Below are 17,484 nucleotides of genomic sequence, written 5' to 3'. Positions count from 1 at the left end.
CCTGTGGGTCGAGTGAGTCTTTTTCACTCATCTAAACCAAACGCTTCAAGTAGTTCAGATTCAAAATGATTATCGATATGTTTTTTTATGAACTCTTGTTTTTTCTCCACGTTTTCTTCTTTTCGAAAAAGTCCTGTGCGTATCAAACGTTCTTCTTCAGGTTTTTGATTCCATAATTCTAGAGCCTCTTGCTCTAATTTTCTTTCCACTTTTCTTCGTGTTAATATTTCATTAACTTTTTCTTGCCTTTTCTGAATACGTGCTGCTTCTATTTCTTCCTGTGATGGTTCGCTAGACAGGCGTTTCAAAATAGATTCCATTTTGTGCTCTAGTCGATTTTCTTGAGTTGCAGCTATACGCTCTAATGAATCTTGGATCTCTTGTGTTAATTCTCGCTTCAGGGCACCAACGTTTAACTCGTTGGTTTCTGGAAACTCATCGTCTAGCGGGAAAGGTCTTAATGTAAAATGGTTTCCTAATACATTAAATATCCCTTCAAGTGTCCATTTTTCCTCTCTTTTCTGTCTAATAAATAACCCAATTTCATAATCAAGAGTATCGTAAACCTTTTCCTGGTTCACCCTATTTACGTAATGTATCCGTTGATTCTCCAGTTTTTTGAACCAAGTATCTACTGTGTTTGCATGTTTCCCCAATTGATTCGCAAAATCACTAATCTTCCAATGATCCGTCAACGCTATCCCCCCCTCTTAATAATAATATAGAACACGTGGAGAGCACAAAAAACATGTAGTCCACATCATCTTTTCTACATGTGAAGCACATCCCCCATGTGTAACACTGTTACAAGATATAGGCGGACCCAAACCACTTAGTTTACACATTCTTTTTGCATTTCAATATTCCTTTTTACAATTAGTCTTCCATTGCAAAGTTATGCTTGGTTAATAGTCAGTTAATTAAAAACGATGTGGACCACAAGTGAAGTGTGCTTCATATGTGGTCGGAGTATAAAGACACAGATCTTTGATATTGTTTGATGACTCAACAAATTATGCTATAATATAAGGTGTAATTTATGTCGTCAATGTTGTCTTGTACCTCTCCACCTAATAGGTGAGCCGGAGGATGTGGACGTTTCAATAGACATGTAGTGTAAGCTAAGCTTCTATATGTCTAAGAGTACCGTTTGAATACCTTCCCACGTAACTATGTGAGCCGGAGGAAATCAAACCTTCATGTGGAAAGCGGATAATTTTTTTATCCCAGGGGTGATAACGGGAGACGTATGTCTTCTGTTCACAAAAATATAAATACAAGCGCACAGGGCGTATCTAAAAATCAATTGATTTTTGGGTACGCCCTTTTTTTGTGCGTAAAAATCCAAAGGAGTTGAATATCGTGGAACGAGCATTGAAAAAACTATTTGAATTTGATCATGTGGATCACATGTATCAAGAAGACTGTCACGCAAAATATTTTAGGGGAGTGTGGAAAGAAAACCTATCTATGTTAAAGCAAGAGAAAGTAGTCAACGTAGATATAAAGGTAGAGAACGAAAATCAGTTGGTTTCCGTCAAAAGAATTGGAAACGAAGACTGGAATATTCTTGGTTATCTTTCCGATGAAATAGCTTAAAAAGGTATCGAATAAAAAGTGTAAAAAAGAGAATCAGGAGGATCAAAATATGGATAAAAAGATGGTGTACGCTCTATATTGTGCTTTTTACTCTCTCTTTAGCTTGGTACTGGGATGGTTGTTTCATTCCAATCCCCATACCCGAGAGGTAGAGTGGCTATACAGCATTCAAACGACAATAGCCTCTATGCTGTTTATCATCAGTATCACAATGGCTGTTTTTACAATCATTCTTATAATGATGACAACAAATAAAAAGAGAGGAAAACACAAAAGGCTCCCGTTCTTTAAGCAGGGAGCCTTCGTTTTTAAACAGGGTGAAGTGAATACCAATAAGCAAGGAAAAAACTAAAAATAAAAGGGAGGGACAGCCCTTCATGTAAAGGTTGATTGTACATGAGGGGTCATCTCCCCTCTTTTCCTTTACGTAAGGGCAAGTAAATGTTAAAAATTCGAGTTAATGAAGAAAATAAAACAGTAGAGTTATTTGCAAAAACATTGATATATAAAGAAACATCATTAGGCGAAAAATTACTTATCGGTATTGACATGGCTGGTAATGCATCAGCGGTTGCGTCAGTCTATGCTTCACTTTATCTATCAGAGGAAATAGAAATAGTGGATGACAGAACTGGAGCCGTTGAATCCGTGCATTCAACAGGATTGTACAGAAGAACATTAACCAAAGCCGGTGACGTCAGACACTGTTTTGCACTCCCACGTAATGCTGTCACAAATGACTATCAAGAAGAGTTATACCAGCGGTTAAAGGAGAACACAGACGATCCCGTACTACCGTCTCGGACAATTGTCGCCAAAAACGGGAACATACGGGAAATGGCTGGAAACTTTCTTGCCGATGCGTATGGCTTACCGAAAACATGGAAAGAACAATATATCGATATTTTAAAAGAGCACTGCACGGAATTAAAAGTACAAACGACGTCTCTTTCAGGTTCATGGAAAAACATGAGTGTCATCGAGATCGAAGGCATGAAGGAGTCAGACGTTCTTAAAAAAATAGAAGCAGCCATTACGGATGGACGACTGCAAATACGGAGAAATGATGAGCCGGATTCCATAAAGTCCGAGCAAGCCCAATTTGAACAAAACATGAGTACCGAAGATTATTTAAGAACAAATGCAAATATCTTGGCCTCTAAAGTAGAACACCATTTAAAGCCTATATATGATGGAAAGTCATTTCTCAAATATATAGGTGAAACAGAGCGTGTATGTGTTCCTGCTCAAGCAAGAGCGGTGATGGGTTCTTATCATGTACTCAAAAAGAAAAATGGTGTCTTTAATGTTGGAGATATGGGCACCGGAAGTGTGAAACGTTCAACTATAAGTGCAGCATGAGCACGAAATGTTGGGAACCTTCATTGGTTCTAACTGTATCTTTGACTAACTAGGTGAAATCCCTAGTCGGGAATAAAACCCAATGATATTCCCGCCATAATACTCCTGCATGCGTTTCTGAATCCATGTTCAGAAAGGTATGAGAGCCAGGTGAAGTCGTGGATTGAGAAGTACCTACAACCTTCAATATATCTGCGGTGGTCCTTAAAAACATCCTATGACGAGCGAAGTCGAACCCTCGATATGTACGCATCGTAACCCATGCCCACCTTACTGTAGGTAAACGGGTGGATTCTAAGGGAATAGACTTACTTTTGCCTGACGTAATTCTGCCACATCATAGTTTTTCCTGACCTATGGTGTCGGAACTAACAAGTTTAAGGGTTATCTCTGTTAGTGAGTACCTTCGGTGTATAGAGGGCGTCTAAGGGATTGTAAATGAAGGGATAGAAGATACGGAACGTTTGAGGCTCCATATAAGGAGGTCATGGAACCGTTGAATTATGTGGAGAGTCAGCAGTGTCATAGTAGCGACAATTATCGGCTCAAAGACGGAGATATAAAACAATGGAAGCATTGTGGAAATTCTTCTGAGAGGAAAAATCGATATAGCGAAGGGCACTAGTCGGAAAGGAAGAGGTTTACGGACTTTTCGCCATACGAACCATAGTGGGAGTCAAACAGTCAACTCATAAGACCATTATCTCCCGATGGAGGAATGTCTATGAGGGTTAATCAGCGGAAAGTCACCAATGAAATGGAACTCCAAGGCGTTCTCGATAGTATGTACGCCACGTCAAGGAATGAATCAAAACCGTTTTTTGGCTTAGTGGAACTCATGACTAATCGTGAAGTGATCATTACAGCTATTCATAATATAAAGTCGAACAAAGGTAGCAAAACTGCGGGTATAGACAATAAAGTAATGGACGATTTTCTGCATATGGACATGGAGAAAGTCATAAATTGCGTACGCTCAGTGGTCGGAAACTACAATCCGCTACCAGTTCGAAGAGTATATATCAAAAAGAAAAGCGGGAAGAAACGCCCTTTAGGTATACCTGCAATAATAGACCGTATCATTCAAGAAATGGCTCGAATTGTTCTAGAACCAATCGCAGAAGCAAAATTCTACGATTACAGTTATGGTTTCCGCCCATACCGTTCTGCAGAACATGCCACAGCGGAAATACTAGAACGAATCAGACGGTCTAAAACGTATTGGGTTATAGAGGGGGATATAAAATCATTCTTTGACAACATCAACCATAATAAATTAATAGAAATATTGTGGGGGATGGGCATAAAGGACAAAAGGTTTCTCATGTTAATTAAGAAAATGCTAAGAGCAGGGGTCATGGAGGACAACACAGTTACACCTAATGAAACTGGATCTCCACAAGGGGGTATCATATCTCCTTTATTGGCAAACATCTACTTGAACAATTTCGACTGGATGATTGCACACATGTTCCAAAAACACCCTGCTAGACAAGCAGTTAAAGACCCACTGAGACAAGGGCTCAGTTACGTGAGACGCAGACATCTAAGATGTCACCTAGTCCGATATGCTGATGACTGGATCATACTATGCGAGACAAAAGAACAAGCGCAGAGGATATTAACAAAGATTGATAAATACCTCTGGCACGTTTTAGGTATTGAACTGTCTAAGGAGAAAACAAAGATAACGAATATTTTGGAGAACAAGATTACTTTTCTTGGTCTGAAGATTTTCGCACAGAGCGATTACCGTAATAAACAGAAATATTTCGGTAAAGCAATTCCCGACATGAAATCACTGAACAACAAAGTAAGAGAAGTGTTGAAGGACGTGAGATGGATAGGCAGACATCAGCCCATAAAAGAAGATGATTTCATCAGATGGGCAGCTGTCAAAACGGAGAGAGCAAATGCCAAAATTGTGGGCTTAGCAGAATACTATAAAATCACTACATGTTCACACATCTATAAATCTCTCGATCAGAGAATCTACAATCAAGCTTGGCACACATGGCGGAAAATCTATGGAAAGAAGAAGTATTGGGAGGATTTAACCATCCCATCCAATCAGCTCTCTAACCGTACTGATCGTCATAAAAGGCGGAAAGACCGCCTGTTTGCCATTGAAATAGATAATATACATGTAGGGTTAACGAAGTTTCAATTCACCAAGAGTGTCAGAGCCATGAAATTCAACGAGAAAATGACACCTTTCTCTAAAGAAGGCAGGAAACTGTTTGAGAAGAGAAGTGGAAAAAAACTACCGCTACAACGAGGGACTTACTATACGGTGATGGAATTATGGTATTCCTATGACGCTTACAAGAAATACCGGAATCCTCTCAGAAACTTTGAATTCTTAATGAATCGGGAATATGCGCTCTTACGGGATAAAGGAAGATGCAAATGCTGTGATGATGACATTAGAAAGGGAATCCTTCATTGTCATCACATCAAACCATATCTACCACTAGACAAGGTAAATAAGGTTAGCAATCTGGCCACGGTTTGCCGTAAATGCCATCTTCTAATTCACAGCAAGAAAGAAATATTTGACTCCAAAAGGAAAGACAAAATTATGAAATACCGAGAACGTCTTATGAGGAGAACTGTTAAAAAGTAAACCGAAACTGTTTGATGCGGCGACAATTCAAACAGTATGAAATAGGATGGTACAAACCAAACCTATATCAATCCTTTTCGATGGAACGCCGTGTGCATTGAAAGGTGCATGCACGGTGTGGGGCGGGGGAAAGGCTGGAGATAATTTCAAAAGCCTACCTATCGCCATAAACGCAGGTTTCATTAACTACAGCCTACACGATTGCACGTGAACGTGAAGAAAGCGGAGCAGCCGATGGTCTTAGAACATTAATTGTTGGACCATCTAATGTACTGCCAAAATGGGCTAAATCTGAGATTCCTGAAATATTAGGGAAAACACAATCAAAAATCTTGCCAGCGAAAGACTTATACCAGTACGTAAGCGGCGAGCGCTTTTTACGTAAGAAAGAGCGTTTTCTAATCACCATGTTAAACAGCACAGAAGATGCTGCGCAATATATTGATGCTGTACGAAAGGGTTGGGTCGTACCACGAGGAAAAATACACTTCGTCCTAGTGAGTACAGATCGTATGAAATTGAGTGCTCAAAAATTTGTCTTTGCGGGAAAGTGGGATTCTCATCGTTTTGTCTGGCGTTCTCCAGACACCGGACTTCCTTTACAAGCCCCGCCAGAAAAGATTGAGAAAGAGCGAAAAGAGAGCGATGCAGACGCATTGGCTCAATGGACGGACGCAGTAGCATCTCCTGCGGTTCCTCCGACACGAGAAGAAATAAACACAGCACGAAAAGAAAATAAACTAGGAAAAAACGGTGTGCCGATCGGATATATCACACGATGGAAAGATGGCTTCCGTTCTTTTCAGGAAAGTTACGATCCAGAAAGTAAAAGGGACTGTTCTTTAGCGCGTCCTGCACAAAAGAAATGGAAAGAAGTAAAGGGAAACCATCGTTGGATGATTGCACAGATGATGCAACGAATGCTACCAAACCATTTCCATTTAGGTATATTTGATGAAATACAACACATGAAAGCAACCGATTCCGGGCGCGGAGCCGCTTTTCACAAGCTTTTAAAAGCATGTAGAAAATCCATGTTCCTCACAGGAACACTTACCAATGGGGAATCATCGTCGATTTTTGCAACGTTATGGCGGGCCTTCCCTGGAGAATTGATAGAAGCTGGTTTTTCTCATAATACATCAAAAGAAGCATGGGCTACCCGCTATGGTGTTATTGAAAAAACCACTAAAACAGGAGAAGACAACAAAAACGTTGGTTCAACGACCAATCGGTATAAAGATACGACAATTGTAAAAGAAAAGCCGGGGATTGCTCCAGAGCTTGTAGCAAATCACTTGCTTGATAAGTGTATTTTCGTAGAGCTTCAAGACCTGCAGGTACCGCTTGTCGAAATTGAAGAGAAACCTGTAATCATCGACTTAGACGAGGAACATAAATATGCCTACGATCAAATGCATTCCGAGTTGTATGAAACGTGTAAAAAAATGCAGAAAGAAGTAGGAACGGGAGCCTGGGCAAAATTCAATCCTGCCACCCTCAACTATGCCGATCAGCCATCTGTACCAGTAGAAGTTATCTGGAAAAAGAAAGGTGACTCCGAAATACTAGGCTGTGTGACGGCAACAACGTTTCCAACAGAATATTTAACAGCAAAAGAAAGGACACTGTTGGAGATTGTAGAGGATGAATTAAACCAGAACAGACCTTGCATTATCTACAATAACTTTACAGGCAAAAGTGGAGATTATCGTACCAACAGCCGTATACAAAAAGTGTTAAAAAGACATGGAATTGATGCCAAAATTCTTGATGACACCATTGCTTCTAACAAGCGATTTGAATGGTTGGAACGACAAGAAACAGAAGGAACTAAAGTCATCATCACAAATATGAAGCTCGTCGAGTGTGGTTTGGATTTAATGTCTTTCCCGACGATCATCTATTTTCAGTTGTGTGATGAAGTGTCTACCCTTCGTCAATCCAGCAGAAGAGCATGGCGACTTGGTCAGCCAAAAAAGTGTAAAGTTCTATTCCTTGTCAATGACGGGACCCAACAACTGAGTCAATTTAAGCGCCTTATGTCTCGGCGGGTATCGGCTATGATAACGGAGGGACGTATTGAACGTTCCGACTCATTGGCTCAATATGCTGATGCAGGGGCTGGACAATTGACCAGTGATTTATCTAAACAACTAGCATCATCTGACCTTACTTCGGCATGGGAGGCTATGGCTAAAAAAGATATTGATGAAGACCTGGAGCTAGTGAGCGAAAAGGATTTTCAACAAAATATCAAAAAGGCGTTTGCGAATCTGACAGCGGAAACAATAAAACTTTGCGGACTGGAAGAAGAGCGGATGTCTGATACTTCTGAAGCCGATGAGACCCTTGAAGTAAAACAAGAAGGTGTTCCTATCACTGAGGACAATATCAATGAAATCCTGGACTTCTTGGATACGCTGGACCAACTATCCGACGAACCAGAAGAAAAGCATCTGACGGAAGATACAAGACCAGAGACAACTATTGAAAAAGTGACTCATGTTGTCGAGTTGAATGCTTTCACACCAGCCGATAAAAAAGAGGATATAGAACAATTATCCTTGTTTTCTTTCTAAAATTCTAAAAAGAGGGGATCTCATGAGAAAAGTGCCAACCTTTAATGAGAGGGAAAGAGAAGCATTTTCTTCCCTTTTTCAAACAATCGATGATCCGTATTATTGGGACATATTTGCATTGCTCTATGCTCGCGGCTATGTCTTGTTTTCATCGAAAGAAAAAATTATGACTTTCATTACGAAAAAATTGGAAGAACACTACATCAAATACGACGTTTTGCCTTTATCGCAAGGCGGCGTGTGTGATGTGTTGGTGGAGCTTCCTCAATAGTTGAGAATGACCAAAAGATAGAGGAACGGCTATAAAGCCGATCCTCTTTTTAATAGAAAGGAATGAAATGGTAATGAAAAAACATACAAAATCACAGAAAAGGATTTCAACTGTCTATCGTAAGTTTGTTACAGCTGAACATTCTTATGCTGCGTTCAAACTGGTGGAGAGCTTGACTCCCCTAGAAGCGGTTGAATTACTTAAACTGATGGCAGTAGAGGCCAAAAAATAAAGAATAAAAAAACAGTAATAAAAAGTCGTGTAAACGACATGAGGAGATAGCCTTTGGGTTATCATTTTTAAAATAAATCAAAAAGGGAGAATGAGAATATGTCAAAAAAAATAACCACGGTTATGGTAGATAAACAAGAAATGATGAAAGAAAATTTCAAGAAAAAAGGGCTTCCGGAGTTATTAAGTGAAGTTAACGTTTCATCTCTGATGTTAAAAATAGAGGAAGAACTACCACGGACCCAGCTCAAAAAATTCATTGCTGCTGTTAAAAGGACATTTAAAAAAGAGTATTTGAACCAGCAGGGAATGGAAGCAAGAATGGAATATCTCGCTAGTATCAATAATAGCGACTCAATGTATCAAGTGGAGTTTAAAAAGATCGAGATGAGAACGGATGAGTTCCTGGAGGATATGAAATTCAATAATTATGTACGAGACTTATTGTTTCGATGTCAGCCACAGAACATACGCGCTAAAAAAATTAAAGAGAAGCAAATGATGGCGAAAGTGATTGTGCGTAATGGAAGTAAAACAACAGAAGGTTATACCTTTTTGGATGGAGAAATAGGAAGCACTTACCACAGAACGACACGTGCTTTCTCAGGCTCGAAACCTTATGGATATATCCCTGTATTCGATATATGTTCCCTGATTGCTGAAATGGTAGCCATTCAGTCATTATTGGATTTTTCGGAGAGGAATAAAGAATTAGTACAATATTTGTTTGTAGAACACTTCATCGATAGCAGCAATATGAAGCAAAATTCGAATCTCCCAATATCAGAGACCTTCAAGAAAGACTTTATGGCCGTTGTCAACCGGTATGAGTTCCCTCTATATCGACCAACAGAATCTGAGATGGTGGAACGTCATGCAGAAGACTTCTATCTGACTAAAGACAGCATAGGAAACAGCAGGGGAATTTTGAATGACTTTTTACTTCGACGTGTTGTTAAAGCATTCATTCAACATTCTCATGAGGTTAGACAAAAAACGAATGATGAATATAGAATGCGCAGTGATTACGCCAAAGCATTTCAGACAAAAAAACATATTAAAAAAACTCATCAGGAGCGGATGAAACATAATTCGTTCTTAGATTATTTTGGGTTTGTCGAATTAGATAATGATGTGTGCTTGGAGAAGTTTTCAATCATAGAAGAGAATTTCCAAGAGTTATGCAAAACCATGACTGTACCAAAACGAAAAGATTATCAATTTCGCATCAAAAAGTTGGGGAAACATCGAGCAGCTGGCTTATTTTACCCCTATTTCAAAACGACGATATTCGATTTAAACCATCCTAATGCGTTTGTTCATGAATTATGGCACCAAATAGATCATATTCTGGGCGAAAGTAAACGGGAAGATTATTATAGTGAAACGATTAATTTCCGCCCTTTTCTTAGGGAATACAAGGAATTGATCATAGAAAAGATAAGGAAATTGCCAATGGATGATCCTTTTAAACAACAATGGAACGGTACATCAAAGTTCAATAAGTCCTATTATTTCACGCCGACAGAAGTATTTGCTCGTTGCGGAGAAATCTATATTGCAGAGAAGGGTCTCAACAATTCATTACACAAGACAAAAGAGGAATTACAAAATGAAGTGGTTTATCCCCTGGATAATGCTTTCATTGAACGTGTGACGCGCTGTTTCGATAAGTTATCAGAAGAAGTAGCGTATGCCCATTCCATTGAAATTCCAGAAGAAAATAGAAAAATAGAAGAAACGGTAGCCTCCAATGCGTCTGATTCGTTGGTAGAGCCCTCCGTCATCGAACAATTACAGTTATTCAAATAAAAATACCATGATAGCCATATACGATGGAACAAAAAGTAAAATACGGAACTGTAAGTGGCTGCACATGCATGTCAGTCACTTACAGTTTTATAATTAAGAGGAGATATAAAATGAGCGAAACAGCTGTACTACCTAACGTGGCACTGACGGAAAGCCAAAAAAATTCGATAAACAAAGCGGTTTACTGGTTCAAAAAAGAAACGCATAAGAAACAAGTATTCACCATAGCTGGTTATGCCGGCACGGGAAAGACGACTATCGTTAGAGTTTTAATAGAAGAATTGGGTATTGGGAAAGATCATATCACCTTCGCCGCTTTTACCGGAAAGGCAGCCCTTCAATTAAGACGTAATGGAAATGAAGCAGAAACCATCCATCGTTTGATTTATGATGTGAACACCGTGAATGGCCAGGTGGAGTTTGTGAAAAAACCGGCAGGCAGTTTACCGTATCAATTAATCGTGATTGATGAGGTGTCAATGGTGTCCCAGGACATCTTACAGGATTTGCTTTCATTCGGAATTCCTGTTATCGCGCTGGGAGATCATGGACAATTGGATCCAATAGGGAAAGATAATGGATTGCTCAAAAAACCTGACGTGATACTAACCGAGATTCACAGGCAAGCGAAAGATAACCCCATTATTCACTTATCCATGCTTGCGCGCGAAGGGAGAACCCTTCCTCTTGGGAAAATGGGAAACGAGGTCTATGTATTACGGAAAGGCCAGTCAAGAATCAATCCAGAAACCTTACTGCGTGCGAATCAAGTATTATGTTCAACAAACAATAAAAGACGAGAATTGAACATGAAAATGAGAAGAATTAAGGGATTCACAAGCAAACTTCCAGAGAAAAATGATAAAATCATCTGCACCAAAAACAACTGGGAGGAAAATGTGAATGGTATATCTCTCATTAATGGATTGATTGGAACAGTAAACCGTTTGAAAAAAATTGAGGACTCAAATATTATAGAATTGGATTTTTTACCAGAGTTTTCAACGAATCAGCTTTTTCGCAAGCTTCGGACCCTGGAAGACACCTTTTTGGAGAAAGAAGTCTCACTGAAACAAAAACAAGAGTTTGACATGTTCGATTATGGCTATGCGATAACAACACACAAAGCCCAAGGTTCACAATGGCCCAACGTTGTTGCCTATTTTCAACCGATGAGAGGGGACCAAGACAGTCAAAAAAAGCTCTTATACACTGCTATTACTAGAGCACAAGAAAAATTAATTCTTGAGTTACCTTAAACGACAGTTAAGCAAAGAATCCATTTCGACACATTTAGTCGAAATGGATTTTTTTATTTTAGATGTCATAAGTATTATCGTCAAAGGGGTCGTTCTCCTCTTGGTTTATTCGTTCTGTAGCATGATAGCTATATGATACATCAGCATACTCATTTAACGTTAGACGACCATCGGTGTAATCAAGTATGTCATCTTTGTTAATGAGCCAATATTTCCCTTCCTCGAAGTTACCCTTTTCTCTCAAAAACTTTCTTATTTCCAGATGAGCATAAGTAGAGTTATATTGATTAGGTATAAAACCAACAAATTCGTGTAAATGGAAATCAAAACTGTCTCTTAGCTCAGTCTTAAAAATAAGAAAATCCTTTTTTTGTTTCATGTCTCTTCCCCTCCATCTTTCCGCAAAACAATATATTGACTACCATTCTCCCATTTGCTATATTCTAGGTACTCCATATTTTGATCCTCCTAGATTCTATTTTTTATATAGATAGGTTTAGGAGGAAACCGACTTTACTTCAAAGTCGGTTTTTTCTGCGGAAAACTTCTTCAGTTGAGAATAAGGCACTGGATGCCCCAAGTAATACCCTTGCATGAAAGGAACACCTAGTTGTTCAGATAATTGATAGTCTGTTTCTCTTTCCAGTCCTTCTAATACAAGTGCCATCTTCTGGTTTTTAGCTAGGTTGATAAATAAAGTCAGAACGTCTTGTTTTAATAATTGTTCTGACAGATTAAACGAAAAATACCTGTCCATCTTAATGATATCTGGTTGTATCTCGATGATCCGTCTTATTGAGGATGAGCCTGTTCCCACGTCATCTAAAGCGATGAGGAATCCTAACTTTCGTAACCATTGTACCCTCTTTTGCAGCAAGCGCAACTCTGAAACCGTTTCAGATTCATTGATTTCAAACACGATATTCTGAGGATGAAAATGATACTTCTTCATTAAACTTTTCAAAAATTCCGGGAACTCATCTGAAATAAGCGTCGTTGGAAAAATATTAAGCAACAGGGTACCGTGGACGTCGCATTGGAAAGTTTCTAATGCAACTTCAATGGATAACGTGTCCAGTAAATATATACTACCATTTTCTTTCGCCGCTTCAAATATTTCTGCTGTAGAGTAAAAATTGTGCCTTAGTAACGCTTCAAATCCCACTGCTTTGCCTAGCGAATTAACCACAGGCTGATAAAAGTGTTGAATCTCTTGTCGCTTGAACAAAATAATCCCCTTCTTTATCTGTTTTTTCGAATGTGCTCAATAAGGGCAAACAAGACTTTTTCTTCGATATATTCGAATTCTTGATCCATGAGTATCCGCTCATTATTATAAAGAAAAGCATCTAACAAATAAGGAACGCGCGGTGTGCTGTACCCACGTTTATGAGTGGACACTTCTTCCCACACACTATCCCCAAACTTTTGGGAATACCCTCTGTGACGAATACATTCCATGACTTGTACTTTCTTTAACTCAATATATCCTTCAAGAAAATTTTTTCTGACTAACTCCCACCATATTTCAGAGCGGATATTTTCACTCTCTACTTCCTGTTTTTCATTATTGTTTAGATGATGAAATGCTAGTCGTTTTATTGCGCTGCCAAGTGCTTCGTCGGGTGGTTTATGCATACTAATTGTTCGTTTTTCTTCTTCGCTAAGGTAAACGGTAATGGGGAGGTTGTCACTATATATAGACACACGACCATCATTCCATTTGACATGTCCTTGTATAAGGTTACTGTTTAGCAGTTGATACTCTTGGTTTGTGGCATCAATGGTGGTATTCCTTACTCTAACAAGGTAGTTCCCGAGTTCTTCCTCAAAAACCTTGACATTTCTGATCCCAATTTCAGATAAAAGTTTATTCAATAGCGAGTAAACAGGATGCAAAGGATGGCGTGGAATAGGAAATCGGAAATAAGTAAACCCTTTGTTCCTGACATATGCTCTTTCCGGCCATTTTTCCATTTCATAGTCTAACGAATAATGAGAAGCTGTTGATATGCTTCCATCTTCCTGGAGAATTTTCGGCGGCGTTGTCTGAATAACGCGGCCATGCTGTCCAGATTCGCCCTCGATAACGTGAAACAGACGGTATCCATTGGCATAAGGAAATAACGGTTTTTCGTTATTGTTTGTTAACGAGGGCTGCCCCCGTCTATCCATCCACATCTCACAATCTTTTTCGGAGAAAGACCATCTTTTTTGTTTTCCATAAAAGACTTCTCTTCCTTCAATTTCACCTTTTTTCCTCAAAAAAGATAAGTATTGTGGTGTTATTCCCATATACTCCGCTGCTTCTTTTAAACTTAAATCTCTTTTTGTCGATGCTAAAAATCGCTCAACTTCTTCTTCATCGAAGACGTATCCACCGTCAGCTTTATAGGTATCCAGATTGATAGGATGCAGCCACTCATTCTTTATCCATCGATTTATCGTGGACGATGACTTATACGTTAATTCCTGTAATTTTTTTGCGGTAACGTATCGTCTTGGTAAATTCTCCCTCATCATAACCAACTTTCCTTATAAAATTAATCAATCATGGCAATTTATTTATGTATACGTTAAACTATAACATAAAATAATGACTAAATATACTTATTTTATAATTTAATTTTACAGATGAAGAAATAACTAGTTTCTTTAGGTTTTCCTCCAAAATGAAATTTATAACATGATACAATGATTTTATGAAGTAATAAAGTGAACAAGGAGAGATTGTATTGAAAAATGGGATAGGTGTAAATAATGAAAATAATTTGATTGTTCATTCATCCAATCAAGATGTTTTAGATCTTTCGAACACCCTCTCTTTTTTAAACGAACAATTGTATGTACAAATTTCCGCAGAAGGTTTTGAAGGGGTCGAATGGGAAAATATTCCTGACGAGTTTCTTCTATATATATACTTGCACAAAGACACACAGATTAATCGAAAACGATCCGAACGAACGAAGGCAAAATATATAGAAACGCTGCGCCCTTTCTTAGAGTATGCAAGAACGTATGGGGGACTGAGACAACTCACCCCGCAGCTGGTGTATGCGTATCAACTTCATTTAGAAAGGGAGCGCGATTACCAGGCCACCACGCTCAGCAGACACTCAACCGTTATCAAGCAATTCCTCCGCTTTCTTCGTAACGAAGACATTTTATCGACAGACCTGACGTATAAGATGGTGAAAGTGGCCAAGCCAAAGAATGAATTGGTGGATCGCGATCTACATGAAGAAGAAGTCGAAGAGCTGCTTCACTATTTTCGTTCCAAAGATTGGTTTACGTATACCATGTTAGCGGTTCTCACGACAACGGGGATGCGGATTGAAGAGTTAGCTACCGCGAAATGGAAGGATGTACACTGGCGTATCGCGGAACAAGCGTATTTCCTTGAAATAGAAGGGAAAGGGAAAAAAATTCGGCCCGTATTGTTATTTGAAGATGTGTTAGATATTCTAAAAGAGTTACGGGCAAGAAGGGGATGTGAAATAAACCGGTTTGAAGGAGAAACTGCTTTTTTCCCAAAAGCAAACGGGGACCACTATCATCCGGCCTATTTAAGTGCCGTTTTTTCAGAGCGGGTAAACGCCGTTCCTTTCGATTTTATAAAAAACCGTAAAGATCCGATCACGCCGCATACATGCCGGCACTATGCAACGTATTATATGTTGGAGCATGGAGCGGATATCGCTTCTGTCCGGGATATGTTAGGGCATGCATCCGTTCAGACGACCGAGCGGTACATGTTAAATAAGAGAAAGTACAGGGAGCATGCTGCGTTAAAAATCAAGAAAAGAAGGTTGTTTTCTCAATAATACAGGCGATAATGAGGGAGAAGAGGGAGTGAAAACATGGACTTTAGTAAAGTGAATCAACTGAAGGATAAACTGGACCAATTACGTCCGTTACCGCCTGCTGCTTTGAAAAATTTAAAAGAATACTACAAAGTAGAATGGACGTACCATTCTAATGCCATTGAGGGGAATACCCTGTCTTTAATGGAAACAAAAATCGTGTTAGAAGAAGGGTTAACGGTTGGGGGAAAAAAGCTTCGAGAACACTTTGAAGTGATCAACCATGCAGAAGCCATTGACTATATTGAAGAGCAAGTAAAACAAGAAACAGAGATTACCCATCAACTCATCAAAAACCTTCATTATCTAGTGTTAAAGAACATAGATAATGAAAATGCTGGCCAGTATCGACAGTTGAACGTTCGCATATCAGGTAGTAAACATACCCCTCCGCATTTTTTGCAAGTGAAAAACGAGATGGATCAATTAATATCGTGGTATGAAAAGAATAAAGAAGAATTACATGCGGTTGAATTGGCTGCTTTGTTTCATTTCAAATTTGTGTATATTCATCCCTTTGTTGACGGGAATGGAAGAACGGCACGTTTGCTTATGAATCTTATCCTTATGGAGAATGGTTATCCGCCAGCCATTGTAAAAGCGGAAGATGAGAAGCGATATAAATACTATGAAGCCCTTGAAAACGCTAGTATGAATGACGATTATACTCCGTTCATCCAATTAATAATGGAATGTGTTGAGGAAAGCCTTTCGGTTTATATAGAGGCTGTTAAATGATGGCTATATTCTTTGTTATACCTAGTTATGTGGAGCACATGTGTTGCACGTAACAATAAGGATTGTTTCTCTCACAATAAGTTCATTTCTAAATAACTTTGTCCGTAAAACGGCCTAGCACAATAATTAAATAATGCTCTATAACCAGGGAATGGGCTGCCGCAAAAAAATTGATAGTACAGGAGAGTCACAGAATGAAAAGGAAAATAAACTATTTAATTTTACTTTTAACAATTATCTTTATGGTTGGCTGTTCCGACATAGAAGATGCATCCAGTACAAATGAAACAAAAACACAAGAAGAAACTACAGTTAACACCGATGAAAATAGTAATACTGACGAAAAAACAGTTGAAGAAACCACAGCTGATACAAATAGCGAAAAGGAAGAGGCTGCCACTACGGTTGCCGATGAAACCGTAGAAGAGAAAACACCACACGAAACAAATGATGAACTGTTCTCAGAATACAAACTCATTGAAGTTGATGGTGGTGATTTGTCTGGACACCGCAAACCTAAAGTCGTCGTTGATATTGGTTATGGGAATCGTGAATATTGGGCATTTACTAACGAACACGGGCAACTGGTGCGAGTCATTGCTGACGAAATTACTATACAAGATGACAGTAGCGAACCTGTAAAGTCAAATGGCAGATACTATTATGACGAGGCAAAGGTTCCTGGTGTCGAAAGTGACGTTCTAGATGAAGGCCATATTATTGCCGATTCTCTCGGAGGAGTATCGAATGCTTATAATATTACCCCACAAGATAGTACGCTCAACCGACACGGTGATCAAGCGTATATGGAGAAGGTAATCCGTGATGCAGGTGGGGCTACCAACTTTGAAGCAATTATTACCTATCCAGATACGGAAACGCAGATTCCTTCCAGTTACAAGTATACTTATACTTTAAGAGGTAACGAGATTGTTGATACATTTGTTAATGGAAACCCTGATAAAACAAACGAATCACTTGGACTAACAGGTAGCAAATCTTCTGAATCAAACAACTCAAACACCAATTCACACACCAGCTCAGACAAAAACGGTGACATTTCTAGTGTTGATATAAATGGAAATGGGAAGGTGACGATTAAAGAAGCAAAAGAAGCTGGCTTCAGTATGCCAATAACTCG

Annotated in this window: 16 protein-coding genes; 12 read left to right on the top strand and 4 right to left on the bottom strand. The window is 39.0% G+C overall.

What is annotated here, in order from left to right:
• Nucleotides 1-23 precede the first annotated feature (23 nt).
• Nucleotides 24-695, bottom strand: a complete 672-nt coding sequence (locus LOR49_RS13125) for a MerR family transcriptional regulator (protein ID WP_240377198.1) — start codon at nucleotides 693-695, stop codon at nucleotides 24-26.
• Nucleotides 696-1,362: 667 nt separating this feature from the next.
• Between LOR49_RS13125 and LOR49_RS13120 the strand changes: the two genes are divergently transcribed.
• The 9 genes from LOR49_RS13120 to LOR49_RS13080 all read left to right on the top strand — a co-directional run bounded on the left by LOR49_RS13120 (nucleotide 1,363) and on the right by LOR49_RS13080 (nucleotide 11,742).
• Nucleotides 1,363-1,599, top strand: coding sequence for a hypothetical protein (locus tag LOR49_RS13120; protein WP_240377197.1), 237 nt, complete (start codon nucleotides 1,363-1,365; stop codon nucleotides 1,597-1,599).
• Nucleotides 1,600-1,648: 49 nt separating this feature from the next.
• Nucleotides 1,649-1,951 carry a hypothetical protein gene (locus tag LOR49_RS13115; RefSeq protein ID WP_240377196.1) on the top strand — a complete coding sequence of 101 codons (303 nt, stop codon included), beginning with the start codon at nucleotides 1,649-1,651 and terminating at the stop codon, nucleotides 1,949-1,951.
• A gap of 89 nt (nucleotides 1,952-2,040) precedes the next feature.
• Nucleotides 2,041-2,961: a hypothetical protein gene (locus tag LOR49_RS13110; RefSeq protein WP_240377195.1), complete on the top strand. Its 921-nt coding sequence runs from the start codon at nucleotides 2,041-2,043 to the stop codon at nucleotides 2,959-2,961.
• A 724-nt stretch (nucleotides 2,962-3,685) separates the two neighbouring features.
• Nucleotides 3,686-5,587, top strand: a complete 1,902-nt coding sequence (gene ltrA / locus LOR49_RS13105; protein ID WP_240377194.1) for a group II intron reverse transcriptase/maturase — start codon at nucleotides 3,686-3,688, stop codon at nucleotides 5,585-5,587.
• 332 nt (nucleotides 5,588-5,919) lie between these two features.
• On the top strand, nucleotides 5,920-8,169 hold the full coding sequence (locus LOR49_RS13100) for a helicase-related protein (protein WP_240377193.1): 2,250 nt from the start codon (nucleotides 5,920-5,922) through the stop codon (nucleotides 8,167-8,169).
• A 22-nt stretch (nucleotides 8,170-8,191) separates the two neighbouring features.
• Nucleotides 8,192-8,440 (top strand): hypothetical protein, encoded by a 249-nt coding sequence (locus tag LOR49_RS13095; RefSeq protein WP_240377192.1) that lies wholly within the window; start codon nucleotides 8,192-8,194, stop codon nucleotides 8,438-8,440.
• Nucleotides 8,441-8,513: 73 nt separating this feature from the next.
• Complete coding sequence (locus LOR49_RS13090; RefSeq protein WP_240377191.1) at nucleotides 8,514-8,672, top strand: hypothetical protein; 159 nt, start codon at nucleotides 8,514-8,516, stop codon at nucleotides 8,670-8,672.
• 98 nt (nucleotides 8,673-8,770) lie between these two features.
• Complete coding sequence (locus LOR49_RS13085; RefSeq protein ID WP_240377190.1) at nucleotides 8,771-10,483, top strand: hypothetical protein; 1,713 nt, start codon at nucleotides 8,771-8,773, stop codon at nucleotides 10,481-10,483.
• Nucleotides 10,484-10,593: 110 nt separating this feature from the next.
• Nucleotides 10,594-11,742 carry an ATP-dependent DNA helicase gene (locus LOR49_RS13080; protein ID WP_240377189.1) on the top strand — a complete coding sequence of 383 codons (1,149 nt, stop codon included), beginning with the start codon at nucleotides 10,594-10,596 and terminating at the stop codon, nucleotides 11,740-11,742.
• Between the two features lie 58 nt (nucleotides 11,743-11,800).
• Here LOR49_RS13080 and LOR49_RS13075 read toward each other — a convergent pair whose 3' ends face one another.
• The 3 genes from LOR49_RS13075 to LOR49_RS13065 form a co-directional block, all read right to left on the bottom strand.
• Complete coding sequence (locus LOR49_RS13075) at nucleotides 11,801-12,121, bottom strand: hypothetical protein (RefSeq protein ID WP_240377188.1); 321 nt, start codon at nucleotides 12,119-12,121, stop codon at nucleotides 11,801-11,803.
• A 117-nt stretch (nucleotides 12,122-12,238) separates the two neighbouring features.
• Nucleotides 12,239-12,970, bottom strand: a complete 732-nt coding sequence (locus LOR49_RS13070) for an EAL domain-containing protein (RefSeq protein ID WP_240377187.1) — start codon at nucleotides 12,968-12,970, stop codon at nucleotides 12,239-12,241.
• A gap of 14 nt (nucleotides 12,971-12,984) precedes the next feature.
• Entirely contained in the window at nucleotides 12,985-14,265 is a 1,281-nt protein-coding gene (locus tag LOR49_RS13065) for a helix-turn-helix domain-containing protein (RefSeq protein ID WP_240377186.1), read from the bottom strand.
• Nucleotides 14,266-14,477: 212 nt separating this feature from the next.
• Here LOR49_RS13065 and LOR49_RS13060 point away from each other — a divergent pair, with 212 nt between their 5' ends.
• From LOR49_RS13060 to LOR49_RS13050, 3 genes are all read left to right on the top strand, one after another.
• On the top strand, nucleotides 14,478-15,566 hold the full coding sequence (locus LOR49_RS13060) for a tyrosine-type recombinase/integrase (protein WP_240377185.1): 1,089 nt from the start codon (nucleotides 14,478-14,480) through the stop codon (nucleotides 15,564-15,566).
• A 36-nt stretch (nucleotides 15,567-15,602) separates the two neighbouring features.
• On the top strand, nucleotides 15,603-16,343 hold the full coding sequence (locus LOR49_RS13055; protein ID WP_240377184.1) for a Fic family protein: 741 nt from the start codon (nucleotides 15,603-15,605) through the stop codon (nucleotides 16,341-16,343).
• Between the two features lie 194 nt (nucleotides 16,344-16,537).
• Nucleotides 16,538-17,484: DNA/RNA non-specific endonuclease (locus LOR49_RS13050; protein ID WP_240377183.1), on the top strand; the 947-nt coding region annotated here is incomplete at its 3' end.

The sequence above is a fragment of the Bacillus piscicola genome (genome assembly GCF_022458745.1).
Taxonomy (GTDB): Bacteria; Bacillota; Bacilli; order Bacillales; family Marinococcaceae; genus Alteribacillus_A; species Alteribacillus_A piscicola.
This window is presented reverse-complemented; position numbering and strand designations above follow the sequence as displayed.

Coding starts and splice junctions, on each gene's coding strand:
- LOR49_RS13110 (WP_240377195.1), top strand. CDS start 2,041: ATGTTAAAAATTCGAGTTAATGAAGAAAATAAAACAGTAGAGTTATTT.
- LOR49_RS13065 (WP_240377186.1), bottom strand. CDS start 14,265: ATGATGAGGGAGAATTTACCAAGACGATACGTTACCGCAAAAAAATTA.
- LOR49_RS13075 (WP_240377188.1), bottom strand. CDS start 12,121: ATGAAACAAAAAAAGGATTTTCTTATTTTTAAGACTGAGCTAAGAGAC.
- LOR49_RS13095 (WP_240377192.1), top strand. CDS start 8,192: ATGAGAAAAGTGCCAACCTTTAATGAGAGGGAAAGAGAAGCATTTTCT.
- LOR49_RS13080 (WP_240377189.1), top strand. CDS start 10,594: ATGAGCGAAACAGCTGTACTACCTAACGTGGCACTGACGGAAAGCCAA.
- LOR49_RS13090 (WP_240377191.1), top strand. CDS start 8,514: ATGAAAAAACATACAAAATCACAGAAAAGGATTTCAACTGTCTATCGT.
- LOR49_RS13055 (WP_240377184.1), top strand. CDS start 15,603: ATGGACTTTAGTAAAGTGAATCAACTGAAGGATAAACTGGACCAATTA.
- ltrA (WP_240377194.1), top strand. CDS start 3,686: ATGAGGGTTAATCAGCGGAAAGTCACCAATGAAATGGAACTCCAAGGC.
- LOR49_RS13115 (WP_240377196.1), top strand. CDS start 1,649: ATGGATAAAAAGATGGTGTACGCTCTATATTGTGCTTTTTACTCTCTC.
- LOR49_RS13085 (WP_240377190.1), top strand. CDS start 8,771: ATGTCAAAAAAAATAACCACGGTTATGGTAGATAAACAAGAAATGATG.